At 64.5% G+C, this 25250-nt stretch carries 28 protein-coding genes and 1 pseudogene; 20 read left to right on the top strand and 9 right to left on the bottom strand.

From position 1 onward, the window contains the following. Positions 1-39 precede the first annotated feature (39 nt). Together ABIC90_RS21140 and ABIC90_RS21135 are read right to left on the bottom strand one after the other, a co-directional pair. Positions 40-303 (bottom strand): annotated as a pseudogene (locus tag ABIC90_RS21140) (FAD-dependent oxidoreductase); the annotation flags it as partial. Positions 304-512: 209 nt separating this feature from the next. After that, complete coding sequence (locus ABIC90_RS21135; protein WP_354357540.1) at positions 513-1448, bottom strand: LysR family transcriptional regulator; 936 nt, start codon at positions 1446-1448, stop codon at positions 513-515. A 296-nt stretch (positions 1449-1744) separates the two neighbouring features. On the opposite strand from ABIC90_RS21135, the gene ABIC90_RS21130 reads away from it, so the two are divergent. The 8 genes from ABIC90_RS21130 (at position 1745) to ABIC90_RS21095 (ending at position 9337) form a co-directional block, all read left to right on the top strand. Beyond that, complete coding sequence (locus ABIC90_RS21130) at positions 1745-2650, top strand: SphA family protein (protein ID WP_354357694.1); 906 nt, start codon at positions 1745-1747, stop codon at positions 2648-2650. 31 nt (positions 2651-2681) lie between these two features. Continuing rightward, entirely contained in the window at positions 2682-3839 is a 1158-nt protein-coding gene (locus ABIC90_RS21125; protein WP_354357538.1) for an alpha/beta hydrolase family protein, read from the top strand. A 14-nt stretch (positions 3840-3853) separates the two neighbouring features. Further along, a complete protein-coding gene (locus tag ABIC90_RS21120; RefSeq protein ID WP_354357536.1) occupies positions 3854-4783 on the top strand; it encodes a VOC family protein in 930 nt (309 codons plus the stop codon). 15 nt (positions 4784-4798) lie between these two features. Next, entirely contained in the window at positions 4799-5152 is a 354-nt protein-coding gene (locus ABIC90_RS21115; RefSeq protein ID WP_354357534.1) for a Rieske (2Fe-2S) protein, read from the top strand. Beyond that, a complete protein-coding gene (locus ABIC90_RS21110) occupies positions 5149-6282 on the top strand; it encodes an FAD-dependent oxidoreductase (protein WP_354357532.1) in 1134 nt (377 codons plus the stop codon). Before ABIC90_RS21115 ends, ABIC90_RS21110 begins: the two co-directional genes overlap by 4 nt. A 30-nt stretch (positions 6283-6312) precedes the next feature. Then, positions 6313-7467, top strand: coding sequence for an MFS transporter (locus ABIC90_RS21105; RefSeq protein WP_354357530.1), 1155 nt, complete (start codon positions 6313-6315; stop codon positions 7465-7467). After that, positions 7464-8267, top strand: coding sequence for a cyclase family protein (locus ABIC90_RS21100; RefSeq protein WP_354357528.1), 804 nt, complete (start codon positions 7464-7466; stop codon positions 8265-8267). Before ABIC90_RS21105 ends, ABIC90_RS21100 begins: the two co-directional genes overlap by 4 nt. A 62-nt stretch (positions 8268-8329) precedes the next feature. Continuing rightward, the gene (locus tag ABIC90_RS21095) at positions 8330-9337 is read left to right on the top strand and encodes a fumarylacetoacetate hydrolase family protein (RefSeq protein ID WP_354357526.1); all 1008 of its coding nucleotides are present in this window, start codon (positions 8330-8332) and stop codon (positions 9335-9337) included. 39 nt (positions 9338-9376) lie between these two features. Here ABIC90_RS21095 and ABIC90_RS21090 read toward each other — a convergent pair whose 3' ends face one another. Next, positions 9377-9757 (bottom strand): VOC family protein, encoded by a 381-nt coding sequence (locus ABIC90_RS21090; protein ID WP_354357524.1) that lies wholly within the window; start codon positions 9755-9757, stop codon positions 9377-9379. A gap of 374 nt (positions 9758-10131) precedes the next feature. Between ABIC90_RS21090 and ABIC90_RS21085 the strand changes: the two genes are divergently transcribed. Together ABIC90_RS21085 and ABIC90_RS21080 are read left to right on the top strand one after the other, a co-directional pair. Beyond that, the gene (locus ABIC90_RS21085) at positions 10132-10353 is read left to right on the top strand and encodes a hypothetical protein (protein ID WP_354357522.1); all 222 of its coding nucleotides are present in this window, start codon (positions 10132-10134) and stop codon (positions 10351-10353) included. A 74-nt stretch (positions 10354-10427) separates the two neighbouring features. Beyond that, complete coding sequence (locus ABIC90_RS21080) at positions 10428-11156, top strand: glutathione S-transferase (RefSeq protein ID WP_354357520.1); 729 nt, start codon at positions 10428-10430, stop codon at positions 11154-11156. Here ABIC90_RS21080 and rsmI read toward each other — a convergent pair. Further along, on the bottom strand, positions 11153-12109 hold the full coding sequence (gene rsmI, locus ABIC90_RS21075; RefSeq protein WP_354357518.1) for a 16S rRNA (cytidine(1402)-2'-O)-methyltransferase: 957 nt from the start codon (positions 12107-12109) through the stop codon (positions 11153-11155). The genes ABIC90_RS21080 and rsmI overlap by 4 nt on opposite strands. Positions 12110-12160: 51 nt before the next feature. Here rsmI and ABIC90_RS21070 point away from each other — a divergent pair, with 51 nt between their 5' ends. The 3 genes from ABIC90_RS21070 to ABIC90_RS21060 all read left to right on the top strand — a co-directional run bounded on the left by ABIC90_RS21070 (position 12161) and on the right by ABIC90_RS21060 (position 14055). Next, on the top strand, positions 12161-12526 hold the full coding sequence (locus ABIC90_RS21070; protein ID WP_354357516.1) for a YraN family protein: 366 nt from the start codon (positions 12161-12163) through the stop codon (positions 12524-12526). An 87-nt stretch (positions 12527-12613) separates the two neighbouring features. Then, positions 12614-13258 carry an SIS domain-containing protein gene (locus ABIC90_RS21065; RefSeq protein ID WP_354357514.1) on the top strand — a complete coding sequence of 215 codons (645 nt, stop codon included), beginning with the start codon at positions 12614-12616 and terminating at the stop codon, positions 13256-13258. Beyond that, entirely contained in the window at positions 13255-14055 is an 801-nt protein-coding gene (locus ABIC90_RS21060) for a BON domain-containing protein (protein WP_354357512.1), read from the top strand. Before ABIC90_RS21065 ends, ABIC90_RS21060 begins: the two co-directional genes overlap by 4 nt. 43 nt (positions 14056-14098) lie before the next feature. On the opposite strand, the gene ABIC90_RS21055 is transcribed toward ABIC90_RS21060, so the two are convergent. The 3 genes from ABIC90_RS21055 to ABIC90_RS21045 form a co-directional block, all read right to left on the bottom strand. Then, entirely contained in the window at positions 14099-15007 is a 909-nt protein-coding gene (locus ABIC90_RS21055; RefSeq protein WP_354357510.1) for an NAD(P)-dependent oxidoreductase, read from the bottom strand. Between the two features lie 89 nt (positions 15008-15096). Beyond that, positions 15097-16233 (bottom strand): PilT/PilU family type 4a pilus ATPase, encoded by a 1137-nt coding sequence (locus ABIC90_RS21050; RefSeq protein WP_354357508.1) that lies wholly within the window; start codon positions 16231-16233, stop codon positions 15097-15099. Positions 16234-16260: 27 nt separating this feature from the next. After that, the gene (locus ABIC90_RS21045; RefSeq protein ID WP_013543830.1) at positions 16261-17304 is read right to left on the bottom strand and encodes a type IV pilus twitching motility protein PilT; all 1044 of its coding nucleotides are present in this window, start codon (positions 17302-17304) and stop codon (positions 16261-16263) included. A gap of 51 nt (positions 17305-17355) precedes the next feature. On the opposite strand from ABIC90_RS21045, the gene ABIC90_RS21040 reads away from it, so the two are divergent. The 4 genes from ABIC90_RS21040 (at position 17356) to ABIC90_RS21025 (ending at position 20961) form a co-directional block, all read left to right on the top strand. Beyond that, positions 17356-18042 (top strand): YggS family pyridoxal phosphate-dependent enzyme, encoded by a 687-nt coding sequence (locus ABIC90_RS21040; RefSeq protein ID WP_354357692.1) that lies wholly within the window; start codon positions 17356-17358, stop codon positions 18040-18042. 105 nt (positions 18043-18147) lie between these two features. After that, on the top strand, positions 18148-19089 hold the full coding sequence (locus ABIC90_RS21035) for a metallophosphoesterase family protein (RefSeq protein ID WP_354357505.1): 942 nt from the start codon (positions 18148-18150) through the stop codon (positions 19087-19089). 81 nt (positions 19090-19170) lie between these two features. Continuing rightward, on the top strand, positions 19171-19752 hold the full coding sequence (locus tag ABIC90_RS21030; RefSeq protein ID WP_354357503.1) for a hypothetical protein: 582 nt from the start codon (positions 19171-19173) through the stop codon (positions 19750-19752). A 168-nt stretch (positions 19753-19920) separates the two neighbouring features. Then, a complete protein-coding gene (locus ABIC90_RS21025; protein ID WP_354357501.1) occupies positions 19921-20961 on the top strand; it encodes a tetratricopeptide repeat protein in 1041 nt (346 codons plus the stop codon). 194 nt (positions 20962-21155) lie between these two features. On the opposite strand, the gene ABIC90_RS21020 is transcribed toward ABIC90_RS21025, so the two are convergent. Both ABIC90_RS21020 and ABIC90_RS21015 read right to left on the bottom strand, forming a co-directional pair. Continuing rightward, positions 21156-21623: an Lrp/AsnC ligand binding domain-containing protein gene (locus ABIC90_RS21020; RefSeq protein WP_354357500.1), complete on the bottom strand. Its 468-nt coding sequence runs from the start codon at positions 21621-21623 to the stop codon at positions 21156-21158. A 152-nt stretch (positions 21624-21775) separates the two neighbouring features. Further along, on the bottom strand, positions 21776-22231 hold the full coding sequence (locus tag ABIC90_RS21015; RefSeq protein ID WP_354357499.1) for a DUF4148 domain-containing protein: 456 nt from the start codon (positions 22229-22231) through the stop codon (positions 21776-21778). A 215-nt stretch (positions 22232-22446) separates the two neighbouring features. Here ABIC90_RS21015 and ABIC90_RS21010 point away from each other — a divergent pair, with 215 nt between their 5' ends. The 3 genes from ABIC90_RS21010 to ABIC90_RS21000 all read left to right on the top strand — a co-directional run bounded on the left by ABIC90_RS21010 (position 22447) and on the right by ABIC90_RS21000 (position 25190). Then, positions 22447-23718 (top strand): Glu/Leu/Phe/Val family dehydrogenase, encoded by a 1272-nt coding sequence (locus tag ABIC90_RS21010; protein ID WP_176661906.1) that lies wholly within the window; start codon positions 22447-22449, stop codon positions 23716-23718. Between the two features lie 39 nt (positions 23719-23757). Further along, complete coding sequence (locus tag ABIC90_RS21005) at positions 23758-24411, top strand: nucleoside/nucleotide kinase family protein (RefSeq protein WP_354357498.1); 654 nt, start codon at positions 23758-23760, stop codon at positions 24409-24411. A gap of 131 nt (positions 24412-24542) precedes the next feature. Beyond that, positions 24543-25190: a DUF2242 domain-containing protein gene (locus ABIC90_RS21000; protein WP_354357497.1), complete on the top strand. Its 648-nt coding sequence runs from the start codon at positions 24543-24545 to the stop codon at positions 25188-25190. Positions 25191-25250 lie beyond the last annotated feature (60 nt).

The raw sequence follows: 25250 nt of genomic DNA, 5'->3' as shown, positions 1-25250 counted from the left end.
TGCGCAAGGTGCCCGTCAAGCAAGATCGCGCCCGGTGCTTCAGCGCATCAGATCCTGAAAGCGGTAGTAGGCGCCGACGATGGGAAGAAACCATGGCTTGCCGAAGTGGCCCGGGATCGCCGGCCAGTCGAAATCCTTCCACGGATTCAGGTCGGCGCGGCCGTCCAGCACCTCCGCCGTGATCGCGCCCATGTAGGTCGACATGTGGGTGCCGTGCCCGCTGTAGCCCATCGAATAGAAGAGGCCGTTGCGCTCGCCGGCGCGCGGCAGGCGGTCGCGTGTCATGTCGACCATGCCGCCCCAGGTCAGCTACGAACTCACCCCGCTGGGCGAAAATCTGGCCCGACAACTGGGGGGGGGCTGGTGCAGTGGTTGGGCAACCCTATCGAAGGCATCCTTGCCGCGCAGCGCAGGCATGACAAGAACGTGGCAGCGCGTGCCGAGGCAAGGCCGCACCGCAGTGCTCAGGCATAAGGCTGCTCTTGCAACCAGTCACAGGCCGCAGGCAGCCCTCAGGCAATTTGCAGCAGAGAGTCCGCCGCATCCATGTCCCGCACGGCCGCATGAAAAATCTGCAGCAGCCATTGGATCCCGGGGTCGCGTGTGCGGTAGCGATGCCACTGCATCATCTGGTGCATCTCGGTCAGGGGAAGCGGACTGTCACGCAAAACGATCGGGAGGTGGCGCACCGCCAGCTGAGCCAGCCGATCGTGAACTGTCGCAATCCGGTCCGTTCCGAGTACCAAGGCCAGGGTGGATGCAAAGCTGAAACTGGTGACTTCCACCCGTCGCGCGAAACCAAGCCGGTTCGCCATCCACGCCTCCACGGACGAGGCATTGGCCCCGGTCGGGACCATGACGACATGGCCGGCGCTCATGTAGCGTTCGACCGTCAGCTCCCCCTGCGCGAGCGGGCTGTCGCGCCATAGCGCGCACACATGCCGCTCCTGGAACAACTCGGCGGATGGGTGATCCGGCGTGCAGAACTCTCTTGGCAGCACCAGCAGGTCGACTTCCGCGCGGTCGAGTGCGCGGGTCGGGCTTTGCACCTGTGGAAGCAGCGCGAAGCGGATGCCCGGCCCCTGCGCATAGGCTCGCGCCAACACATGAGGCATCAACGTCGCCAGCGTGAAGTCCGAGATCGAAATGCGGAACTCGCGATCTGATGTGGCCGCAGAGAACTCCGGCTTGGCTTCGATGGAGCCTTCGATGCGGCGCAGCACATCGTGCACCGCGTCCTTGAGCACCTCGGCGCGCGGGGTGGGTTCCATGCGCCGCCCGACCTGAACCAGCAGCTCGTCGTCGAAGTAGTCACGCAGCCGGCCGAGCGCGTTGCTCATGGCCGACTGACTCAGGTTCGTTTTCTCCGCCGCCCGGCTGATGCTGAGTTCCGTCAGCAGCGCATCCAGCGCGACGAGGAGGTTGAGGTCGAGCTTGTTGAAACGCATCCTTGCTGTCTCCCTTCAGTGGTCCTTCCACGCCGTCGCCCGCCGGTGAAACCTCACCCTTGGCGCGTGCGTCATGTATGGATGTCATCCATAGCATGAATCAAAACAATCCATTTGATCAATAGATCGGCGAATCTTAATCTGCCGCCTGTCCCCGGTACGCGGCCACATCAGGCCCGGGCACTGGGGATGCGGTGGGTGGAGCACGCGCGTTGTTCCAGCCTCAAAAAAAGCCAATGGGCGTCGTACGGATGCCCAGGAAAAACAGAAGACAAGGAGACAAAGTGAGCAAGAGATTGACGCTGACCGCCGCGGCGGTGGGTTTGACGGCGCTTGCCGTGCTGGGCGCGCAAAGCGCCTGTGCGTTCGAAGGCGGGATTTCGCCTTTCCCTGCGGGGTCGACCGGCGAATACATCGCCGCGCTGCCGCCCATTCCCGGGCTGTTTGCGGTGGAGCAATTCAACTACAGCTCGTCCAACGGCCTGTACGACAACAACGGCAACAAGCGGCCGATTCCGTTCAGTTCGTCGGTGTACTCGGCCACCACGCGCCTGCTGGCCTCCTACCCCACCACGGTGTGGGGTGCCAACGTGTACTCGCAGCTTGTACTTCCGGCAGTCTCGCTGCACACGGACGTTGCGGGGCACAGCGAAACGCACCGCGGCATGTCCAACATCACCGTCACGCCGGTCATGCTGCGATGGGCCCTGTCGCCGTACGCGAACGTCACCACCGGCCTCGATATCGCGCTGCCCTCGGGCTCGTACAGCCCCAACCGGTCCAGTGTGGCAGTGGGCTACACCTCGTGGCAGCCTGTGGTCGCCTACCGCTACAACGAACCCAACGGCTTCGACGCAGGCATCTCGAATCGTCTGCTGCTCAACCAGAAGAACAGCGACACGAACTACCGTTCCGGCAGCGCCTATGTCGCCGACTTCACCGCAGGGTGGAACTTCGGCAAGTGGAAGGTGGGTGTGGTGGGGGCCTACCTGAATCAGTTCAGCGATGACAGGCAGAACGGCGCGGTGGTCAACGGCAACAGGACGCGAAGTTTCGCCGTCGGGCCGTCCATTGCCTACAACGCCGGCCCCTTCAGCATCAGCGTCAATTACCAGCAAGGCATCTACGCAGTCAACACGGCCAAGAGCAATGCGCTCTGGGTCAACCTCGCCATCCCTTTGTGGGTGAAGCAAGGCCTCTGAACAACCAACTACCGCAAAAGGACGAACTGGCATGTTCCGTTACTTTCCGACGAACTACGTCTGGAATCTCTCCGTCGACCTGGCCATCGAGATGGGCGCGCGCATCGGCGAAATCGAGGCCATGTGTGCGCCCTTGCAAGAAGCCGCGAGGCAGCCCGATGCGGCGGGCACGCAAGCCTTCCGCGCCACCTGGTCGGACATGGCGGACAAGCTGTGTGCCTTGGCCGAAGAGGACGAGGCCCTTGGCCGCAAGCTCTCCGCCGGCGAGAAGTACAAGCGGGCGGCCAGCTACCTGCTGACCTGCGAGCGCCTCCAGGCACACGGCGCCTCGGGCCGGACAGAGCTGTACCGGCGCTTCCTGGACATCTTCGCGCGCGGCATCGCACTGGCCAGGGACAACTGGGAGCGCGTGGAGATTCCTTATGAGGGCAAGGTCATCGCCGGCCTGCTGGTGCGCGCCAAGGGCGTGCAGGGCCGCGCGCCCATCCTCGTCCAGCTCAACGGGCTGGATTCGACGAAGGAGATGAAGTACTTCGTCGGCCTGCCAGGTTGGCTGGCCGAGCGCGGTGTCTCATCGTTGGTGATCGACCAGCCGGGCACTGGCGAGGCCCTGCGCCTGCACGGCATGACGGCGCGCTACGACGCCGAGCACTGGGCCAGCCGCGTGGTCGATTGGCTGGAAACGCGCGAGGACGTGGACCCTGCGCGCATCGGCTGCGAGGGCGTGTCGCTGGGCGGCTACTACTGCCCGCGCGCCGTGGCCATGGAACCGCGCTTTGCCTGCGGCGTGGCCTGGGGCGCCAACCACGACTGGCGCGATGTGCAGAAGCGCCGGCTGGAAAAGGAAGGTGACTTCCCTGTGCCGCACTACTGGCAGCACGTGTGCTGGGTCTGGGGCGCAAAGGACATCGACGACTTCATGCGCATTGCCGAAGACGTGCATCTGGACGGCGTGGTCGAAAAGATCCGCGTGCCGTTCCTTGTCACGCACGGCGAGAAGGATTCGCAGATTCCGCTCAAGTGGGCGCACCGCACCTACGAGCAACTCATCCACAGTCCCAAGCGCGAGCTGAAGATCTTTACCGACCGCGAGGGCGGCGCGCAGCACGCCAGCTTCGACAACTCCATCAACGCCGGCCACTTCATCGCCGACTGGGTGGCCGAAACCCTCGGTGGCCGCACCGCATGAAAAGAACCTCCTCCATGAACATCATCGGACCCGATGCGCTGGTCTTCGGCGTGGACGATCTGCCGGGCTGCAGCCAGTACCTGATCGACTATGGCCTGAAGGACGTGGGCGATGGACGCTTCGAAGCGCTGGACGGCACGGCCGTCGTGCTGCGCGCGAAAGACGACCCCGCATTGCCCGCGCCGATGGGCACGGCCAGCCTGTTGCGCGAAACGGTCTACGGTGTCGCCGATGCGCGCACGCTCGATGCGATCGAGGCCGAATTGCGGCGCGACCGCGAAGTGACGCGCGAGCACGGCGTGCTGCGCTGCATCGACGACATGGGCTTCGCGCTGGCCTTCCAGGTCACGGCGCGCAGGCCGCTGGATCTTGCTCCCGAGCGCATCAATGCGCCGGGCGCCGCAGCGCAGCGCGGCGTGAACGAACTGGGCCTTCCGTCCGAGATGCCCGCGCTGCCTCGCTCGCTGTCGCACGTCGTGTACTTCGTGCCCGACGCGGCCAAGGCCGAGGCGTTCTACCAGCGCCTGGGCTTCGTCTGCACGGACCGCTTCAGCGGCGTCGGGCCGTTCCTGCGTCCTGCCGGAACGCAGGACCACCACACGCTGTTCATGATCCAGACGCCCCCGTTCATGAAGGGCTGCGAGCACTTCACCTTCCACATGGGCGGCCCGACGGAGGTTCTGCTGGCGGGTTCGCGCTTCGTTGAAAAGGGCTACCAGAGCTTCTGGGGGCCCGGCCGCCACCGCTTCGGCAGCAACTGGTTCTGGTACTTCAATTCGCCGTTGGGCTGCCACGTGGAGTACGACGCCGACATGGACGTGCATGACGAGGCCTGGTGCGCGCGCGAAGCGCCCATGGGAGCGGATGCCTCACAGCTCTTTCTGTTCCAGTACCGCGAGAAGTGGGCTCCCGGCGGGCCGCCTCCGCCGGGCGCACCGCGCTGAGCGAGGTGGTGCGCCATGCGGCTGTGCCATCTGCTCGACGTGCCTGACGGCGGCGCGCGTGGTTTCGACCCTCACGCGGCAGGCCATGTGACCGTCTTCGTCGTGCGGCGCGGCACGCAGGTGCGGGCATGGCAGGACGCTTGTCCGCACCACGGCACGCCGCTGCCCTGGCGCAAGGATGCCTACCTCGACCCTTCGGGCGAACACGTGGTCTGCGCAGCGCACGGCGCGCTGTTCGACCCACTCACCGGCATCTGCACGCTCGGGCCCTGCCTGGGCGATGCGCTGACGCCGGTGCCACTGCACATTCATTCCGATGGTGGCCTTCATCTGGCCGACGAAAACAATTCGAAGGAGACACTCGCATGACACTCGCGGCTCGACGCATCCTCATCATCGGCGGCGGATTTTCGGGCATGTCCGCCGCCATCGACCTGCGCCGGCGCGGCGCGGAGGTCGACCTGGTGGAAATCGACCCCGGCTGGCGCAACTATGGCGCAGGCATCAGCCTGGGCGGTGCCACGCTGCGCGCCTTGCGCCAGTTGGGGGTGTTGGACGCCTTCCTGCGCGAGGGCAGTGCGGCCGATGGGGTACGCCTGTGCCTGCCGCACGGTCCGCAGGTGGCTGAGATCCCGACACCGCGCATCGCCGGTCCCGACGTGCCCGGCGGCGGCGCCATGCTGCGGCCCGTGCTGGCGCGCATCCTGGCCGATGCCACCCGCGCATCCGGCGCCCATGTGTACCTGGGGTGCACCTTCGCCGCGTTCCAGCAGGACAGCGAGGGGGTGGATGTCCGCTTCACCGATGGCCGCCACAGCCGCTACGACCTGGTCATCGGCGCGGACGGCCTGTACTCCAAGGTGCGCGCCGCGCTCTTTCCCGACGCCCCCCAGCCGCGCTACAGCGGACAGGCCGTGTGGCGCGCCGTGCTGCCGCGCCCACCCGAGATCGAGACGGCGGTGATGTGGCTGGGGCCGCGTGTCAAGCCCGGCGTGAACCCGGTGTCCAAGGCCGAGATGTACCTGTTCGTCACCGAGCCGCGTCCCGCCAACGACCACGTCGATCCGTCCACCTTCGTCGAATGCCTGCGCGCCCTGCTGGCCGACTTCAGCGCTCCCGCGCTGCAAGCCATTCGCGCGCAGCTCGACGAGCGGTCGCAGATCATCTTCCGTCCGCTCGAAGGCCTGCTGGTGCCACGCCCCTGGTCTCAGGGGCGCATCGTGCTGATCGGCGACACGGTGCACGCCACCACGCCGCACCTGGCCTCCGGCGCGTGCATCGGTATCGAGGATGCGCTGGTGCTGGCGCAAGAGCTGGCGCGCGAAGACGACAACGTGGCGGCCGCGCTGGCGGCTTTCGAGGCGCGCCGCTGGGAGCGCTGCCGCATGGTGGTCGAAAACTCGATGCGCCTGGGCGACATCGAGATCGGTGGCGGCGACAAGGAAGAGCACGCCCGAATCATGCGCGAGTCGCACGCCGCGCTGGCCCAGCCCATCTGAAGCCGATGCCCACGACAGGAGACAAGAAAAATGATCACGACAAACTCCAGGCGCGGACGCATCGCGCTGATGGTGGCGCACTGCGCCGGCATGATCGACCTGGTGGCACTGCCTGTGTGGGTGGGCACCCTGGTCGCGCACTACCACTTCGATCCGCAGCAGGCGGGCCTGCTGGCCTCGTTGTTTCTCAGCGGTGCGGTGCTGGCCAGCGCAGGGCTGGCCCCGCGCTTTCTTCCGGACACGGCCAGGCTGGAGGCTGCGCTGGGCTTCGGCGTTGCGGCAGTGCTCTTCGGCCTTGCGTGCTTGACCACCAGCTTTGCGCTGCTGGCCGCGCTGCATGCCCTTTGCGGCGTGGCGGCGGGCGCGGCCCTGAGCGCCACGCATGGCACCATCGCGCGCACCGCCAACCCGCATCGCATGTTCGCTGTCGTCGGCATGGCGCTGGGCGTGTTTGCCATCGTCTTCCTGGGCGGCGCGCCGCAGCTCGTGGCCAGGTTCGGCGGGGCCGCGCTATTCCAGATCTTCGCCGGGGTGATGGCGCTCGGTGCGCTCGCTTGCGCGCTGGCCTTTCCCCGGCCGGACGCGGATGAAGCACGTCCGCAGCACATGCCAAGGCAAGCCATCCCGCGGGCAGTCTGGTGCGGGATCGCGGGCATCGCGTGCATGGGCCTGGTGCAATCGATGACCTTCAGCTTTCTGGAACGCGCGGGCAGCGACCGCGGCTTCGGCGTGGAGGCCGTCACCGGCGTGCTGATCGCGCTGGGCTTCGTCAACCTGGTGCCCGCACCGCTGGCCGCACTGCTGGAAAAGCGCGTTCTTGCCAGAAGCGTGCTGCTGGTCGGCCCGGTGATCCAGGCGCTGCTGGTGGTGGTGATCATGTCCTCGCCGCAGTTCGCGCCCTATGCCGCGGCGGCCTCGGTGTTCGCCGCCGTGATGATCTTCACGCACACCTTCGCCTTCGGCCTGATGGCGCGGCTGGATCGCAGCGGCCGCGCCATGGCGGCCACCCCCGCCATGCTGATGGCCGGCGCCGCCATCGGCCCGCTGCTGGGCGGCACGCTGGTCAAGACCTGGGGTTACGCCAGCCTGGGGCCGGTAGCGCTGGTCATCGCCGCCATCGCCGTGCTGTGCTTCTCGCGCCTTCCCGTCCATGCCGCCGTGCAGCCAAAGGAGACCCTCGCATGAACAAACCCAAATATCGTTTCGTCGATCTGTCGATCTATCTGGAGAACGACGTGCTTTCCGATCCGCCGCCGCTGGCGCCCAGGATCACCTACCAGAAGCACGCCGACACCTTGCCGGAGTTCATGGCCATGCTGCCGGGCACGCAGCCGCAGGACTATCCGGACGGCGAAGCCGCTGCCGCCGAGTGGGTCACCCTGACCACGCACAACGGCACGCATCTGGATGCGCCCTGGCATTTCCATTCCACGCAGGACGCCCTGAACGGCGGTGTGCGGCCCTCGATCACCATCGACCAGGTGCCGCTGGAATGGTGCTTCCAGCGCGGCGTGAAGCTGGACTTTCGCCACTTTCCGGACGGCCATGTGGCCACGGCCGCCGACGTGCAGGCCGAGCTTGCGCGCATCGGACACGCGCTGGAGCCGCTGGACATCGTGGTCGTGAACACGCGCGCAGGCGAACGCTACGGCCATGCCGACTACCTGAGCGCAGGCTGCGGCATGGGCTATGAAGCGACCATGTACCTGCTGGAGCGTGGCGTGCGCCTGACCGGCACCGATGCGTGGAGCTGGGACGCGCCGTTTTCGTACACCGCGCAGAGGGTGGCCGAAACCGGCAACAAGGCGCTGATCTGGGAAGGCCACAAGGCGGGCCGAGACATCGGTTACTGCCACTTGGAGAAGCTGCACAACCTCGAAGCACTGCCCGCGCACGGCTTCACCATCAGCTGCTTCCCGCACAAGATCCGCGGCGCCAGCGCGGGCTGGACACGGGCTGTGGCGATCTTCGATGACAACGCGTAGCCCGATTCAAAGCTTCGCAAGGCCGCGGGCCGACCGTTGAATCTCTACAGGAGACCTGAAGCATGAAGTTCGCCACCCTCAAGGACGGGACGCTGGACGGCGCTCTCGTGATCGTTTCGCGCGATGCCCGGCACGCCTTGCCCGTCCCTCACATCTCGCACAGCCTGGTCGACGCCTTGCGCCGCTGGGATTCCGTACGTGAGCCTCTGGAGAGCCTGTACCGCGCGCTGAACGCAGGTGAAGCGCAGGGCGAGGTGCCCTTCGACCCCCGTGCCTGCACGGCCCCGCTGCCGCGCAGTCCCCAGTGGCTGGACGGTTCGGCCTTTCTGAACCACGGGCGGTTGATGGAGCAAGCCTTCAACACGCCGCCCATTCCCCAGTTCGACACCGTGCCGGTCATGTACCAGGGCGCGAGCGACGATTTTCTGGGCCCGTACCAGGACGTGCCGCTGCCCAGCGAAGCCGACGGCATCGACTTCGAGGGGGAGTTCGGTGTCGTGCTGGGCCCCGTACCGATGGCTGCCACGCCCGAGCAAGGGCTGGAAGCGGTGCGCCTGCTGGTGCAAATCAATGACTGGAGCCTGCGAGCGCTGGGGCCGCACGAGATGCACACCGGGTTCGGTTTCCTGCAGGCCAAACCCTCGACCTCGTTCGCGCCCATTGCCGTGACACCGGACGAACTGGGTGATGCCTGGCGCGATGGGCGCGTGCAGATGCGGTTGCACACCGAGTGGAACGGAGAACGCTTCGGCGAGCCGCATGGCGGCGAAATGAATTTCTCGTTCGGCCAGCTTGTCGCACATGCCGCGCGCACCCGATGCCTGACGGCAGGCACCATCGTTGGCTCGGGCACTGTCTCGAACAAGGCAAGGTCGGCGGGCTCCGCGTGCATCGCCGAGCGGCGCGTGATCGAAAAGATCGATTCGGGAGAAATCCGCACGGGCTTCATGCGATTCGGCGATCAGGTGCGTTTGTTCGCCAGATACGACGATGGGCGGGAGGGGCCGTTCGGCGTTATCCAGCAGCGCGTGGTGCGCGCCCAAGCGCCAGGGCACAAGGCGATGCTTTGAAGGTGCGGGTCACGGGGGTGGCATCGAGCACTGCGACCCTCAAGCAAGCAACTCCGAAATCTCGATCAGGTTGAGATCGGGATCTCTCAGATAAACGGAACGGATTCGCGCAGTGGCGCCGGTGCGCTCCACCGGTCCTTCAACGATCGGAACACGCTTCTCTTTCAAGGTTGCGATCACCTCGTCGAGCGGAACACTTGCGATGAAGCAAAGGTCCAGCGCACCGGGCACAGGGGTGTGCGCCTTGGGTTCGAACTCGTGCCATTTGACGTGCAGGTTGATCTTCTGATTGCCGAACCTGAATGCCTTGCGGCCAGCGCCGAAACTCTCGAGCGTCATGCCGAGGTGCTCGACGTAGAAGTGCACGCATGCAGCCTCGTCGGCGGTGGTCAGCACCAGGTGGTCGAGGTGATCGATCATTTCGTGGACTCCTGTTGTTCGCGTTTTTTTCTCATGCGCCAGTCCCGGCCATTGTTCGGCGCGACTGGAGGTACGGACCTTCTCCGTCGGCATGGCGACCGGCGTGGTGAGATTGCAGACTCGGCGTCGGACAGAGGCATAATCCAGACCTCTCCGAGGCCGGGGTATTCGGGGCGAGGCGCAAAGATTGCACTCCAGAATAGCAAGCAGTCATGCGGCTTGGAGGCATGAGGTCAGGCCGCCTGGCGGCGACCCAATACAAGACCGGAAACCTCCCGAGGGCTTCCGGTTTTTTTCTTTCTCCTCCCGCGTTCTCCCCGCAACCATTCACCGCGCGCTGGCATCGCCACCGTGCACATGCAAGATTTCCACCCATGACGGAGTTGACTGATCTGGACGAGGCCAGCCTGGCAGAACATGCCGCGGAGTGGCGCAGGCGCGCCTTGCGCGGCGAGAAGCAGGCGCGGGGCATTGCCCATGCCCTCGAAACCGAGATGCGCCGCCGCTCCGGCGACACGGTCAGCCAGAACCTCGACCTCGACACCCGTCCGCAAGCACTGCGCCAGGCGCCGCGGCCCTGGTGGAAGTTCTGGTGACACTGCTGCGTTCGCAGGGCGTGTGAAGCGCCGGGCCAGTTGCAGGGTCTTGCCGACCCTGACACCATGGCCGCATGCCTTATCAACTCCATTACTGGCCCACGATCCAGGGCCGCGGTGAATTCGTGCGGCTCGCGCTCGAGGCGGCCGGCGCCGACTATCTCGATGTGGCGCGCCTGCCCGAGGCCGAAGGCGGCGGCGAATCCGCGCTGGGCCAGCGGCTCGGCGATCCCGACAACCCGCGTGCCGCCTTTGCGCCGCCCTTCCTTGTCGACGGCGATGTGGTGGTCGGCCAGACCGCGGCGATCCTGCTGTACCTCGGCCCGCGGCTCGGGCTCTCGGGTGTGGGCGAATCCGACGGGCTGTGGACGCACCAGCTGCAGCTCACCATTGCCGATGCAGTGGCCGAAGCGCACGACACGCACCATCCGATCTCGACCGGCGCCTATTACGAAGACCAGCGCGATGCCGCCATGCAGCGCGCGAGGGCCTTCCGCGAAGAGCGCATTCCCAAGTTCTTCAACTGGTTCGAGCAGGTGCTGCAGCGCAATCCCGCCGGTGACCTTCACCTGGTCGGCGACGTGCTGACCTATGCCGATCTCTCGCTGTTCCAGCTGGTGGACGGACTCCGCTATGCGTTTCCAAAGGCCACCGCGCGGGCGCTGGCCCGCACGCCGGCCGTCGAGAAGCTGCACGCGAACATCAAGCGCCGCCAGCGCGTGCACGACTATCTTCAGAGCCCGCGCCGCATCGCTTTCAACGAGGATGGGATCTTCAGGCGCTATGCGGAGCTGGATGGCTAGTCATCCGCTTCGCCGTTGCCGTCTTTGCGAATGCGCAGCGCCGCCTCATACAGCGCATTGCGCGGCGAGCCGCTGATCTCGGCGGCCAGCTTCACCGCGGTCTTCACCGGCAGTTCGGCCAGCAGCAGGCGCAGCACGCGTTCGCCTTCCGCGCCGCCGTCACCGCTCACCGCCACGGGGTGCAGCACCAGCGCGAACTCGCCGCGGATGCGGTCTCGGTCCGCGCCGAACCAGTCGGGCAGGGCGACGGCCGCCACGGTCGCGATTTCCTCGAACTGCTTGGTGAGTTCGCGGCCCACGGTGATGCGGCGTTCGCCCAGCACGGCCAGCGCGCGCGCCAGGCTCTCGATGCGGTGCGGCGCTTCCAGCAGCACCACCGCGCGCGGCTCCTGCGACAGCGCCTGCACGGCGGTGTCGCGCTCACCCGCCTTGCTGGGCAGGAAGCCCGCGAAGACGAAGGCGCTGCTGGCGTTGCCATCCGCGCCGTCCGCCACGAGCCCGGCCGCGCCGATCAGCGTGGTGACGCTGCTGGCGCCGGGCAGCGGCAGCACGCGCTGGCCCGCCGCGCGCACCGCGGCCGCGAGCCGTGCGCCGGGGTCGCTCACGCCGGGCGTGCCGGCGTCGCTCACGTAGGCGATGCGCTCGCCCTGCGCGAGCCGCGCGACCACGGTCTGCGCGGCCTCGGCCTCGTTGTGCTGGTGCACCGCGAGCAGCCGGGCGCCGGGGCGGTCGATGCCGTAGGCGCGCAGCAGGCTCTGGGTATGGCGCGTGTCCTCGCAGGCGATCACGTCCACCAGCTGCAGCACATGCAGCGCGCGCAGCGTGATGTCGGCCAGGTTGCCGATCGGCGTGGCGACCACATACAGCGTGGCCTGCGGATAATGTTGCGCACCCGCGGCGTCGTGCGCGGCCGCAAGGGCGGCGCCGAAAGAAGCAGGGGCGAGTGAAGCCAAGAGGTTTCTCCGTGAGAGCGAACGACAAAAAAGAGAAAACGGCAGGGAGCCATGAAGACCACCACAACGAAGCATCGCGGCGATGCGGCGGAAGACGCCGCGCTCGAGCATCTGCAGGACGCCGGCCTGGTGCCGGTCGCGCGCAATTATCGAACGCCCGGCCGCGGCGGCGGCGAGATCGACCTGATCATGCGCGATCCGCGCGACGGGACGCTGGTGTTCGTCGAGGTCCGCCATCGCACCACCGGAACGCACGGCGGCGCGGGCGGCAGCATCACCGGGCTGAAGCAGCGGCGCATCGTATTCGCCGCGCAGCACTACCTGAGCCGGCTGCGCACGCTGCCGCCGTGCCGTTTCGACGTGGTGCTGGTCGAGGAGAAAATCACCTGGCTCAAGGCCGCTTTCGATGCGGGCTGATGCGCCCATCGTGGGAACCGAAGCCCCGGCTGACGGCTCCACCACACGAACTTCTTGTTTCACAGGCCCCAGTTATCATCCCGCCCCATGCTCGAGCAACGTATTCAGCAGCACTTCATCGACAGTGCCGACCTCAAATACCAGACCGGACCGGTCCTCAGCAAACCCATCTCTCAAGCGATGCAGGCCATCCTGGCCTGCGTGACCAGCGGCGGCAAGGTGCTGGCTTGCGGTGCCGGTGTGTCGGGCCTGCTGGCGGCGCAGTTCGCTGCGCAGTTCGTCGGCCGCTTCGAACGCGAACGGCCCGAACTGGGTGCCATCGCGCTGCCCGGCGACACCACCGACCCCCAGGCCGACAGCGCCCAGGCCATGGATGCCGACCGCTTCGCACGCCAGGTGCGCGCGCTGGGCCAGGCCGGCGACGTGCTGCTTGCGCTGAGCGCCAGCGGGCAGTCGGCCGCAGTGCTGGCGGCTGTGCTGGCCGCGCATGAGCGAGACATGACGGTGGTGGCGCTGCTCGGCAACGCCGTCTCGGGGCCGCCTTCGGCGCCGGGCGCGGGCAGCAGCGGCACCGGCGGCGTCATCGGCCGCGCGCTGCGCGAAACCGATGTCCAGATCAGCGTGCCGCACGAGCGTGCGGCGCGCATTCACGAAGTCCACCTGCTCGCGCTGCATTGCCTGTGCGACGGCGTGGACGCCCAGTTACTCGGAGAACAGGAAACTTCCTCATGACCATGACGACACCGACCCAGCGTTTCGCCTTCGCACTCACCCTGGGTGCCGCACTGGTCGCCGGTCTTTCCGCCTGCGTGCCGCTCGTGGTGGGCGGGGCGGCAGTGGTGGGCGTGGGCATGGTGGCGACCGACCGCCGCAGCTCCGGCGCCCAGCTGGACGACCAGGGCATCGAGCTGCGTGCCTCGGCCCGCGTGCGCGACATCGCCAACGACCAGATGAATGTGACCGTCGTCAGCTACAACCGCCAGGTGCTGCTGATCGGCGCGGTGGGCAGCGAGGCCGACCGCCGCCGCGTCGAGGACGAAGTGGGGCGCATCGTCAACGTGCGCTCCGTGGTGAACGAGCTCACGGTCGGTGCCTCCAGCACCTTCCAGGAACGCTCGAACGATCTCTACATCACCGGCAAGGTGAAGGCCTCGCTGCTGGACGCCAAGGACATCTTCGCCAACTCGTTCAAGGTGGTGACCGAGCGCGGCGTGGTCTACCTGATGGGCATCGCCACGCGGCGCGAAACCGACCGTGCGACCGAAATCACGCGCGGCGTGACCGGCGTGGTGAAGGTGGTGCGCGTGGTCGAGGTGGTGAGCGAAGCCGACCTTGCGGCGAGCCAGGCCGCCAACCAGTCGGCGGCCCAGCGCGGCGGCACGGGCCCCGCGCCGGTGACCTCGGCCACGCCGTCGTCGCCCTCGCCATCATCGTCAGGTTCGCGGGTGCCGCTGCCGCCGATGGAGCCGCTGCCCGGGTCGGGCGCGGCGCCGGGTCAACCGGCGGTCACGACCTCACCGGTCCGCTGACACAACAAACAAAGCCCGCGACGCATGCGTCCGCGGGCTTTGTTCATTTGAGCCGGATGATCAGGCTCGAGGTGTCCCAGCGCTTGCCGCCGGCCTGCTGCACGTCGGCATAGAACTGGTCCACCAGCGCCGTCACCGGCACGCGCGCGCCGTTGCGCTTGGCTTCGTCGAGCACCAGGCCCAGGTCCTTGCGCATCCAGTCGACGGCGAAGCCGTAGTCGAACTTGCCTTCGATCATGGTCTTGCCGCGGTTGTCCATCTGCCAGCTCTGGGCCGCGCCCTTGCCGATGACGCCGAGCACGGCTTCCATGTCGAGCCCCGCGCGCTGGCCGAAGGCGATGGCTTCCGACAGGCCCTGCACCAGGCCCGCGATGGCGATCTGGTTCACCATCTTTGCGAGCTGGCCGGCGCCGCTTTCTCCCAGCAGCGTGACGGCGCGTGCAAACGCGGCTGCCACCGGCTTGATGCGCTCGAAGGCGGCCGCGTCGCCGCCGCACATCACGGTGAGCGCGCCGTTCTGCGCGCCGGCCTGGCCGCCGGACACGGGCGCATCGATGAATTGCAGGCCCAGCGCCTGCGCCTTCTTCGAGAGTTCGCGCGCCACGTCGGCCGAAGCGGTCGTGTGGTCCACGAGCACCGCGCCCTTCTTCATGCCGGCGAAGGCACCGTCGTCGCCCAGCACCACCGAGCGCAGATCGTCGTCGTTGCCGACGCAGCAGAACACGATGTCGGCGCCGGCCGCCGCTTCGCGCGGGGTGGCTGCATGGCGGCCCGGCGGGCCGAACTCGGCGGCCCAGGCCTCTGCCTTGGCAGGTGTGCGGTTGTAGACCGTCACGTTGTGGCCGGCTTTGGCCAGGTGACCGGCCATCGGCCCGCCCATGACGCCGAGGCCGAGAAAGGCCACCGTCTGCGCGGGGATGGATTCGTAGGTGCGGGTGTTGATGCTGCTCATGGGGCAACAGCTTAAAGCCATTCGGCGACGGGGCGCAGCGGGCCCCGGCGCCGTCCCCTTCTTTTGGGATGTGCCGGGACGACCCGGGATCAGACGATCGCGAAGTGCTCCGTGCCCGCCGCCAGGTCGGTGCTGCGCGCACGCTGGCTGTTGAGCTTGATCTGCAGCCGCAGGTCGTTGGCCGAGTCGGCGTTGCGGATCGCGTCCTCGAAGCTGATCGAGTGGCTCTCGAACAGGTCGAACAGCGCTTGGTCGAAGGTCTGCATGCCCAGGTTGCGGCTCTTGCGCATGATCTCCTTGATCTCGCCCACTTCGCCCTTGAAGATCAGGTCGGAAATCAGCGGCGTGTTCAGCAGCACCTCGACGGCGGCCACGCGGCCCTGGCCGTCCTCGGTGGGCACCAGGCGCTGCGACACCAGCGAGCGCAGGTTCAGCGACAGGTCCATCAGGAGCTGCGCGCGGCGCTCTTCGGGAAAGAAGTTGATGATCCGGTCCAGCGCCTGGTTGGCGCTGTTGGCGTGCAGCGTGGCCATGCAGAGGTGGCCGGTTTCGGCGAAGGCCACGGCGTGCTCCATGGTTTCGCGGTCGCGGATTTCGCCCATCAAAATCACGTCGGGCGCCTGGCGCAGCGTGTTCTTGAGCGCCGCTTCCCAGCTGTCGGTGTCGATGCCCACTTCGCGCTGCGTGATCACGCAGTTCTTGTGCGGGTGCACGAATTCGACCGGGTCTTCCACCGTGACGATGTGGCCGTAGGAGTTTTCGTTGCGCCAGTCGATCATGGCGGCCAGCGTGGTCGACTTGCCCGAGCCGGTGGCGCCCACCATGATGGTGAGGCCGCGCTTGGTCATCGACACGTCCTTCAGGATCTGCGGCATGCCCAGGCCGTCGATGGTCGGCAGCTTGGCCGGAATGGTCCGCAGCACCATGCCGACCTTGCCCTGCTGCACGAAGGCGTTGACGCGAAAGCGCCCGATCCCGGTCGGCGAGATCGCGAAGTTGCACTCCTTGGTGCGCTCGAAGTCGGCCACCTGCCGGTCGTTCATGACCGAGCGCGTGAGCGCCAGCGTGTGCTGTGCGCCCAGCGCCTGCTGCGACACCTTGGTGACCTTGCCGTCCACCTTGATGGCCGGCGGAAAGTCGGCGGTGATGAACAGGTCGCTGCCGTTGCGGCTCACCATGAGCTTGAGCAGGTCGTTGATGAACTGGCTGGCTTGATCGCGTTCCATGATGTCGGTGCTCCGGTGGGCTGTGGATCAGCCGGGGAAATTCTCGGGGATCTTCGCTTTTCCGCGCGCTTCGGCAGCGGAAATCGTGTTGCGGCGCACCAGCTCCATCAGGTTCTGGTCCAGCGTCTGCATGCCCGAGCCCTGGCCGGTCTGGATCGTGGAGTACATCTGCGCCACCTTGGCCTCGCGGATCAGGTTCCGGATGGCCGGCGTGCCCAGCATGATCTCGTGCGCCGCCACGCGGCTCTGGCCGTCCTTGGTCTTGCACAGCGTCTGCGAAATCACCGCCTGCAAAGACTCCGACAGCATCGCGCGGATCATTTCTTTTTCTTCGCCCGGGAACACGTCGATGATCCGGTCGATGGTCTTGGCGGCCGACGAGGTGTGCAGCGTGCCGAACACCAGGTGGCCCGTTTCGGCCGCGGTCATCGCGAGGCGAATGGTTTCCAGGTCGCGCAGCTCGCCCACCAGAATGGCGTCGGGGTCTTCGCGCAGTGCGGAGCGCAGCGCGTTCGAGAACGACAGCGTCATCGGCCCCACTTCGCGCTGGTTGATCAGGCACTTCTTGGATTCGTGCACGAATTCGATCGGGTCTTCCACCGTGAGGATGTGGCCGTACTCGTTTTCGTTGAGGTAGTTCACCATCGCCGCCAGCGTGGTCGATTTGCCCGAGCCCGTGGGGCCCGTCACCAGCACCAGCCCGCGCGGCTTGAGCGCCAGTTCGCCGAAAATCTTCGGCGCGTTCAGCTGCTCGAGCGTGAGGATCTTCGAAGGAATGGTCCGGAACACGGCGGCCGCGCCGCGTGCCTGGTTGAAGGCGTTCACGCGGAAGCGCGCGAGGCCGTCGATTTCGAAGGAGAAGTCGACCTCAAGGAACTCTTCGTAGTGCTTGCGGTGCGTGTCGCTCATGATGTCGTACACCATGGCGTGCACGCCCTTGTGGTCCAGCGCATCCACGTTGATGCGGCGCACGTCGCCGTTGACGCGGATCATGGGCGGGAGCCCGGCCGACAGGTGCAGGTCGGAGGCTTTGTTCTTGACGCTGAATGCCAGCAGTTGGGTGATGTCCACGGGGCTCCTCGGATCGAGTTCGGTGACGTTTTGATACGATTTTGGACGATTATGACGATGATTGGCGACGACCTCCAGCAAGTAAGGACGCGGATCGCGGCGGCATGTGTAACGGCCGGCCGCGACCCGGCCGGGGTGCGGCTGCTGGCGGTGTCCAAGACCTTCGGTCCCGAGGCGGTGCGCGAGGCGCATGCGGCGGGCCAGTCGGCCTTCGGCGAGAACTATGTGCAGGAGGGGCTGGACAAGATCGAAGCGCTCGCCGATCTGCGCGCCACCCTCGAATGGCACTGCATCGGCCCTCTGCAAAGCAACAAGACGCGGCCCGTGGCCGAGCACTTCGACTGGGTCCACAGCATCGACCGGCTGAAGATCGCCGAGCGACTTTCGGCCCAGCGGCCGGCGCATCTGCCGCCGTTGCAGGTGTGCCTTCAGGTCAACGTGGACGGCGGTGCCAACAAGTCCGGCGTGCCGCCGGAAGAGGCATTGGCGCTCGCCCGCGCTGTGGCGGCTTTGCCACAACTTCGGCTGCGCGGGCTGATGGCGATCCCCGAACCGGCGCCCGATTTCGCGGCGCAACGCGCGCTGTGCCTGCGCGCGCAGGCGGTTTTCAACGCGATCCGCGAAGCGGGCATCGACATCGACACGCTGTCGCTGGGGATGAGTGCCGACCTCGAAGCGGCGGTCAGCGCCGGCAGCACGATGGTGCGGGTCGGCACCGCGATTTTTGGCAAGCGATAGAAGCTGTAGCAAAAATGATGACAAAAATCGAACTGAAGCGACGTGTCAGATTTATTTGATTAATTAAAAATAGGAGAGCAATTTTTGGGAAATTTGGAAAAAATCGTGCGATGGCTCCATGTATCCGATTTTCATGTGGGTAAAGACGAATACGCAACAAGGAAGATGTTTTCCTACATTTTGGAGCACGTTAAAAGCAAAAAGGTAGCCGGATTCAGTCCGGATTTTTTGTTTATAACCGGCGATATTGCCAACAAAGGTGCGGATAAAGAGTATGAAATTTTCTGGCTCGAATTTGTAACGCCGCTACAGGAAATAATAGGAGGGGACATCAAGAGATTGACTTTTGCTGTCCCCGGAAATCACGATGTTGACCGAAGAGAAAACCCTGCTTTTAGCCGCGATGAAATGGTTGGCCCCAAAAGTCAATACTTTGATTCGACGCCGAACGGAGGAAAGTTAAGAAAAATCTTCGAGCCAAGATTCGCGGCGTATCAGCAAGCAGATTTGACTGCCTGCGGTGTTCAGATATTCGGAGAGAAAGGTGCATTTTTTACTGGATTTGATGTTCGCGGAATAAAGGTGGGGATCGTTGGAATTAATACGGCTTGGCTCACCAAGGGAGATGATGATGAAGGACGTCTTACTCCGGGAAAAACATTGCTGGAGAATGCATTAGATGCTGTAAAAAATGAGCAAATAAAGTTTGTGCTTGGTCATCATCCAATCGACTGGTTTTTTAAGCATGAGCAGAAAATGCTTAAAAGCCTTCTCGGATTGCATGGATCAATTTATCTCCATGGCCATCTTCATGATGCTTGGGCTGAACCCACATACGGAGGTGGAAACATGTATCTCGCGATTCAGGCGGGTTCGTGTTTTCAAGCGCGAGAAGGAGAGCGCTGGAAAAACGGACTCTTGTGGGGGGAAGCGGATGTTTCGACAAGCGAAATAAAGCTTCAACCAATGAATTGGATCGCCGATCACCAGTCTTGGGCGATTGTTTCAGATGCATTTCCCGATAACATGAAAACCGGAGATTGGTGATCTTACCCTTTTCCGGGGCGCGCTTCAAATTCATTGCCTAGCCGGCTAGCCCCTCCAAAAAATCCCCCGAAGGGGTGGTCTATGGCTGAGCCCGCCGGGCTTAAAAAGTTTGTAGGACCTCTTGCAATTGAGTCGGCGATCAGGTTTTTTGACGGAGCGGTTCCTGATTGGAGCACTGCACTTTCCATATCGATTCCGAGAAGAAAAGTTGTTAATCGGCTGGTTAATTTTTTTGAATCAGCCGGCACATCTGGGGTGCCGATTGTTGGATTGCTTCTGGCTGCTGGCTGTGAAGGAAAGACGACTGCGATTTTGCAAGCTGCCTATGAAATAGGCAAGCGCGGGAAATGGTGCATTCTTCAACGACGCGATGAAAGTCAGGAGTTTTTAGGTCATGAACTCTTATCGGTAATGACTGGAGATTTCAGCTGGCTAATTTTGATTGATGAAGCCGACAATTGCGTGCATCAATTGTTATCCTTTTTTCAAAACTTGCCGGACGAATTGCAAGGGCGTGTTCATTGTCTGCTCGCTTGCCGAGATTCAGATTGGCGGGCTTCGGGGGCTGAGAATTTAAATTGGAGAGTCGGTGTCAGTTTAAGGTCAGAGCGTCTATCTGGACTTGACATAGCAGATGCGCAATCTATCGTTTCAGCATGGTAAAGCTTTGGCGACGAAGGGCTGGGAAATCTGAAGAATACTCCCGAGGTTCGGCGTGCCTCAATTCTAGAGAGCCAAGCAAAATTCGAAGCAAAAACGGCCGATGGTGCCTTTTTTGGCGCACTGCTTACCGCAAGAAGTGGGGCTGATTTGGAGTTGCACGCGCGGGTGATGTTGGAGCGATTGCAGCAACGGGAAATTATTAAAGGAGGCGCAACTTTAAAGGATGCATTAGCCTTAATCGCTGCGATGCATAGTGAGGGTTTGGAATTTCTATCTAAAAGAGTTCTTGCAAAAAAGCTCGATTTCCCCGTGGACCGATTGCATAGAAATGTGCTCGTGCCATTGGGGCAAGAAGCGGCAGCAACATCTACTTCCTCATTTGTTTTCACGCGACATCGAAAAATTGCAAGCACCATAGTTGCAATGTTGGAGCGAGATTTTAGTGAAGATATAGGTGAGATATTTGTGGGGTTGGCTGTGGCCGCTGTGCAGGAAATTAATGATGATCATTTTCTCCCCGAAAATCCTGCAAGATGGCGGTTTGATATCTCGAATCACTTTTTTAATTCTGGTCGAACCGATTTGGCAATCAAAATTGCTACGGCTGTTCTTTCTGTTGAGCCAAGCAATTCTATTACGAGAACGCATCTTGCAAATTTATATCGGCGTGCGAAAAAGCCTGACCGTGCCGCGAAGTTATTTCGTTCGGCTGAAGGAGGTATCCATCGTGAAAGATCGTATTTCTTTGAGTGGGCTGTCGCGGAGGGGGAGTGGGGTAATTTTTCTGAAAATGTGATGCTTGCGGCATATTCTCTTAACGACGAAATTTCAGCGCCACAGGTGGATAATGATAACGCCGCATTTGCGTTGACTGGGATGGGGGTTGCTTTTGGGCAGCTTTACTCTAAATATAATAATTCTATTTTCCGAGACGCTCGATACGCTGTCGCAACTATTGGAAGGTCTTTGCGTTTGAATTCGGAAATCTCCGCTGACTTGAAAGATCACTTAACGCAGGCCAGAGATCAAGGTGCGCCTAAGCAGACGCTTCAACAGGCATTTAATAAATTAACTATTGGTGTCACGGAGGCTGCAAAAATTGGCGTAGATCCGGAAGTGAAGGTGGCGATTATTAAGCCGACTTCTCTAGGGTTTGAAGGGCTTCGCTCATTAATAGAAAACTCTCTAAAAAGCGGAAAACGTGGATAGAGCTTGAGCACGAGACGGCGCGTAGAGCACTCTACAAAATACATTTTTCACGAAATCCTCAGTTGCGCCGCTGTGTAGCTGAGAAAAAACGCACGGGCACAATATTCATTTATAAGTGCTCTTATAAGAAAATCGCGTTTGTCTTGGCAGGATGCCCTGACAGTTGAGCGACCCTCTATTGTTTTTTTCCTGAATTAAATTCCCAGCAGCAGCCGCGCGCTGCTTTTCACTTCTTCCATCACCGCATAGGTCCGCGTCTCGCGCACCCCGGGCAACTGCCACAGCACCGTGCCCGCGAACTCGCGGTAGGCGGCCATGTCGGCCATGCGGGTCTTGAGCAGGTAGTCGAAGCCGCCCGCGACCATGTGGCATTCCATGATCTCCTCGCGCACCTGTACCGCGGCCTTGAACTGGTCGAACACATTGGGGGTGGTGCGGTCCAGCAGCACCTCGACGAACACGGTGAAGCCGCGGCCCAGCTTGTGCGGATCGAGCCGGGCTTCGTAGCCCAGGATGAACCCATCGCGCGTGAGCCGCTGCACGCGCGCCAGCACCGCGGTGGGCGAGAGCGCCACCGCCTCGGCCAACTTGAGGTTGGTGATGCGTCCGTCTTCCTGAAGGATCTTCAAGAGGCGCAGGTCGATGCGGTCCAGGTCGAGCATCGGTGGATTATCCGGCGCGTGCATCCATTCGTTGCAGAAGATGCGGCCTGGAGGCCCTGGCCATAGGAGATAGAGCCAAGGAAATGCCCTGTGGCCTACCCTGGGTACGCGCCGGCATGGGCAAGCGGCTGGCCAACCAGCCCGCCCGCCCGTCAGCGAAGGTTGGTCTGCGGCTGTGCGGTCGCCTGCCGGGTGGCGAGCTGCTCCACCAGCGCGCCATAGGCGGGGCTCGCGCGCAGCTTCTGGTATTCGGCCACGGCCTGCCGGTAGGCGGGGCGGGTGGTGTCGGCACCGGCTTCGCCGCCCTGCTGCGCGGCCAGGCCCGACTGGATCCACAGCCGCGTGTCGGCGGCCACGGCCGCGCGGGTGTTCGCGGAAACCACGGTTGCGTGCTGCGAGATGCCGTCCGTGTAGCCCTGCGTGGGCGCGTCCTTGCGCCATTGCTGCGCATCGGCCGTCACGGCGGCGCGCGTCGTGGCCGAGGCGAAGGGCACGGGACGCGGATCGCCTTCGGCGTAGTTGCCGGCAAAGCTGGGCGCCGAGGCGATGGCCAGCAGCGCGGCAACGGTGGCGGCGCCCAGGATGCGGGTGGTGGAAGAGGGCTTCATTCGTTGACTCCTTGAGGTGGTGGATGGATGCGTCCAACTCTATGAAGCGCAGCCGTGCCGCCGATAACCCGCCGATGACAGTTCGGTCATCTGCGCCCGGACAACGCCGTCCAACCTCTCTTGCATAACCGTCAGCGCGGCGCGCATAAGCCATGGCGCTGCGGCGAGTAGAGGTCTATCGTTGCGGCCACCTGTTCCAACCCAAGGGTTCTGTCATGAGTGAAAAGCTCTCCTTCGTCTCCCCCACCGCCAACAGCCCGTGGGGAACGTACCTGTCCCAGGTCGATCGTGTCGTGCCGTACCTCGGCCCGCTGGCCCGCTGGGTCGAAACCCTGAAGCGCCCCAAGCGCGCGCTGATCGTCGACGTGCCCATCGAAATGGACGACGGCACCATCGCCCACTTCGAGGGCTACCGCGTGCAGCACAACATGAGCCGCGGCCCGGGCAAGGGCGGCGTGCGCTTCCACCCCGACGTCACGCTCGAAGAAGTGATGGCCCTGTCGGCCTGGATGACCATCAAGACCGCCGCCGTGAACCTGCCGTACGGCGGCGCCAAGGGCGGCATCCGCGTCGACCCGAAGAAGCTCTCGCTGCAGGAGCTCGAGAAGATCACCCGCCGCTACACCAGCGAGATCGGCATCATCATCGGCCCGCACACCGACATCCCCGCGCCCGACGTCAACACCAACGGCCAGATCATGGCGTGGATGATGGACACCTATTCCATGAACGTCGGCGGCACCGCCACCGGCGTGGTCACCGGCAAGCCGCTGCACCTTGGCGGCTCGCTGGGCCGCGTCAAGGCCACCGGCCGCGGCGTGTTCGTCACCGGCCGTGAAGCGGCCCGCCGTCTGGGCATGGACCTGCGCGGCGCGCGCATCGCGGTGCAGGGCTTCGGCAACGTGGGCTCGGTCGCGGCCGAACTCTTTGCCGAAGCGGGCGCCAAGATCGTGGCGGTGCAGGACCACACCGGCACCATCGTCAACACCAACGGCCTGGACCTGGCGACGCTGATTCCCATTGCCAACAAGGACGGCGTCATCGCCTTCAAGGGCGGCGACGTGGTGCCCAACGAAGCCTTCTGGGACACCGCCTGCGACATCCTGATCCCGGCCGCCCTCGAAGGCCAGATCACCGCCGAGCGCGCACAGAAAACCACCGCCAAGCTGGTGCTCGAAGGCGCCAACGGCCCCACGGTGCCCACGGCGGACGACATCCTCGCCGAGCGCGGCGTGCTGGTGGTGCCCGACGTGATCTGCAACGCCGGCGGCGTGACGGTGAGCTACTTCGAATGGGTGCAGGACTTCTCGTCCTTCTTCTGGGACGAGGACGAGATCAACGTGCGCCTGGACCGCATCATGATGAACGCGCTCAACCAGATCTGGGACACGGCCGACAAGCACAAGATCACGCTGCGCACGGCCACCTACGCGGTGGCTTGCGAGCGCATCCTGATGGCGCGCCAGGAGCGCGGCCTGTACCCCTGAGTACCGGCCATTGAAGGCGAGGGGCGATACGCTCGGGGGATGACCACCATCCCCCAGCAAAACGTCCCTCCCATTCCCGCCGGCGGCCTTGCCCGTCTGCAGGCCCTCATGGCCAGCGGGCAGCGAAAGCTGCTGGGGCTGGTCGGTGCGCCGGGTGCCGGCAAGTCCACACTGGCGCTGGCAATGCGCCAGGCAGTGGGTGCCGACCGCGCCCAAGTCGTCCCCATGGACGGCTTCCACCTCGCCAACGTCGAGCTCCAACGCCTCGGCCGCGCCGATCGCAAGGGCGCGCCCGACACCTTCGACAGCGCCGGCTACGTGGCCCTGCTGCAGCGCCTGCGCAATCAGCGGCCCGATGGCGACATCGTCTACGCCCCCGAATTCCGCCGCGAGATCGAGGAGCCGGTTGCCGGTGCCATCGCAGTGCTGCCCTCGACGCAGCTCGTCATCACCGAAGGCAACTACCTGCTGCACGACGCCGGCCCCTGGGCGGGCGCGGCGGCAATGCTCGACGAGGTCTGGTACGTGGACATCGACGATGCGGTGCGCGAAGAGCGCCTGATGCAGCGCCACCGGCAGTTCGGCCGCAGCGCCGAGGCCGCGCGCGACTGGGTGGCGAGCACCGACGCGCCCAACGCGCGGCTGATCGCGGCGACCCGGGCACGCGCCCACCACGTGCTGCACTGGTCCTGAAAATCCATGCACGGCATGGGAACGACAGCGCGCGGCCATGCTCGAAGCCTTGCCGGCGCGGCTTCGCATGCCGCCGGCTTGCACCGCAGGTTCGCTTCCGCCGCGCCATGCCGGCCCTCTTTCGTGACGCCATGACTCTTTCTTCTCTTCGCGCTCCGGCGCTGGTCCTCGGCCTCTTGTCGGCTCTCGTTCTCGCCGGTTGCGGCAGCAGCACGCGGCGCGTGGCCTACGAGCCGGAGGACTTCGACTCCACCACCACCCACACGCGCAACTACGCCGCCAGCGAGGCCCGAACCTGCGAGGCCGCCCGACGCGCGCTCCTGAGCCAGGGCTACATGATCACGGCGGCCAACGCCGACCTGGTGACCGGGCGCAAGAGCTTCCAGCCCGCCGTCGAGGTGCATGTGGAGGTCGAGTTCCGCGTCGTCTGCGCGCGCGAGGGCGGCAAGTCGGGCGCACAGAGCACCGTGGCCTTCGCGACCGCGCTGCAGGACCGCTACGGCATCAAGAAGGTCAACAACTCCGCCAGCGTGGGCGTGGGTGCGATCGGCTCGCTGTCGCTGCCCTTCGGCGGCAGCGACGACGCGATGGTCAAGGTGGCCAGCGAAACCCTCACCGACGAGCGCTTCTACGACCGCTTCTTCACGCTGCTCGACCGCTTCCTCGAAGGCGGCGGCGCCGACGCACCGCCCGACATGCCGGCCGCGTCGCGCGAGCCTCAGCCCAACCCCGCGCCCGCCACCACCTTCCCCGTGACGCCTTCGCCCAACCGAGGCTGACGCGGCGGCCGCCGAAACAGGCCGCCTTGAAAAAGTCACCCACTAGAATCCCCGAAACCA

It is taken from the genome of Variovorax boronicumulans, assembly GCF_040544675.1.
GTDB lineage: Bacteria > Pseudomonadota > Gammaproteobacteria > Burkholderiales > Burkholderiaceae_C > Variovorax > Variovorax boronicumulans_D.
Note: the sequence above shows the minus strand (reverse complement) of the source record. Positions and strands in the feature narration are given on the sequence as shown.

Excerpts from the sequence above, each read along its gene's own strand:
- ABIC90_RS21135 (WP_354357540.1), bottom strand. The coding sequence starts at position 1,448 with ATGCGTTTCAACAAGCTCGACCTCAACCTCCTCGTCGCGCTGGATGCG.
- ABIC90_RS21125 (WP_354357538.1), top strand. The coding sequence starts at position 2,682 with ATGTTCCGTTACTTTCCGACGAACTACGTCTGGAATCTCTCCGTCGAC.
- ABIC90_RS21120 (WP_354357536.1), top strand. The coding sequence starts at position 3,854 with ATGAACATCATCGGACCCGATGCGCTGGTCTTCGGCGTGGACGATCTG.
- ABIC90_RS21115 (WP_354357534.1), top strand. The coding sequence starts at position 4,799 with ATGCGGCTGTGCCATCTGCTCGACGTGCCTGACGGCGGCGCGCGTGGT.
- ABIC90_RS21110 (WP_354357532.1), top strand. The coding sequence starts at position 5,149 with ATGACACTCGCGGCTCGACGCATCCTCATCATCGGCGGCGGATTTTCG.
- ABIC90_RS21105 (WP_354357530.1), top strand. The coding sequence starts at position 6,313 with ATGATCACGACAAACTCCAGGCGCGGACGCATCGCGCTGATGGTGGCG.
- ABIC90_RS21100 (WP_354357528.1), top strand. The coding sequence starts at position 7,464 with ATGAACAAACCCAAATATCGTTTCGTCGATCTGTCGATCTATCTGGAG.
- ABIC90_RS21095 (WP_354357526.1), top strand. The coding sequence starts at position 8,330 with ATGAAGTTCGCCACCCTCAAGGACGGGACGCTGGACGGCGCTCTCGTG.
- ABIC90_RS21090 (WP_354357524.1), bottom strand. The coding sequence starts at position 9,757 with ATGATCGATCACCTCGACCACCTGGTGCTGACCACCGCCGACGAGGCT.
- ABIC90_RS21085 (WP_354357522.1), top strand. The coding sequence starts at position 10,132 with ATGACGGAGTTGACTGATCTGGACGAGGCCAGCCTGGCAGAACATGCC.
- ABIC90_RS21080 (WP_354357520.1), top strand. The coding sequence starts at position 10,428 with ATGCCTTATCAACTCCATTACTGGCCCACGATCCAGGGCCGCGGTGAA.
- ABIC90_RS21070 (WP_354357516.1), top strand. The coding sequence starts at position 12,161 with ATGAAGACCACCACAACGAAGCATCGCGGCGATGCGGCGGAAGACGCC.
- ABIC90_RS21065 (WP_354357514.1), top strand. The coding sequence starts at position 12,614 with ATGCTCGAGCAACGTATTCAGCAGCACTTCATCGACAGTGCCGACCTC.
- ABIC90_RS21060 (WP_354357512.1), top strand. The coding sequence starts at position 13,255 with ATGACCATGACGACACCGACCCAGCGTTTCGCCTTCGCACTCACCCTG.
- ABIC90_RS21055 (WP_354357510.1), bottom strand. The coding sequence starts at position 15,007 with ATGAGCAGCATCAACACCCGCACCTACGAATCCATCCCCGCGCAGACG.
- ABIC90_RS21050 (WP_354357508.1), bottom strand. The coding sequence starts at position 16,233 with ATGGAACGCGATCAAGCCAGCCAGTTCATCAACGACCTGCTCAAGCTC.
- ABIC90_RS21040 (WP_354357692.1), top strand. The coding sequence starts at position 17,356 with ATGACGATGATTGGCGACGACCTCCAGCAAGTAAGGACGCGGATCGCG.
- ABIC90_RS21030 (WP_354357503.1), top strand. The coding sequence starts at position 19,171 with ATGGCTGAGCCCGCCGGGCTTAAAAAGTTTGTAGGACCTCTTGCAATT.
- ABIC90_RS21025 (WP_354357501.1), top strand. The coding sequence starts at position 19,921 with ATGTTGGAGCGATTGCAGCAACGGGAAATTATTAAAGGAGGCGCAACT.
- ABIC90_RS21020 (WP_354357500.1), bottom strand. The coding sequence starts at position 21,623 with ATGCTCGACCTGGACCGCATCGACCTGCGCCTCTTGAAGATCCTTCAG.
- ABIC90_RS21015 (WP_354357499.1), bottom strand. The coding sequence starts at position 22,231 with ATGAAGCCCTCTTCCACCACCCGCATCCTGGGCGCCGCCACCGTTGCC.
- ABIC90_RS21010 (WP_176661906.1), top strand. The coding sequence starts at position 22,447 with ATGAGTGAAAAGCTCTCCTTCGTCTCCCCCACCGCCAACAGCCCGTGG.
- ABIC90_RS21005 (WP_354357498.1), top strand. The coding sequence starts at position 23,758 with ATGACCACCATCCCCCAGCAAAACGTCCCTCCCATTCCCGCCGGCGGC.
- ABIC90_RS21000 (WP_354357497.1), top strand. The coding sequence starts at position 24,543 with ATGACTCTTTCTTCTCTTCGCGCTCCGGCGCTGGTCCTCGGCCTCTTG.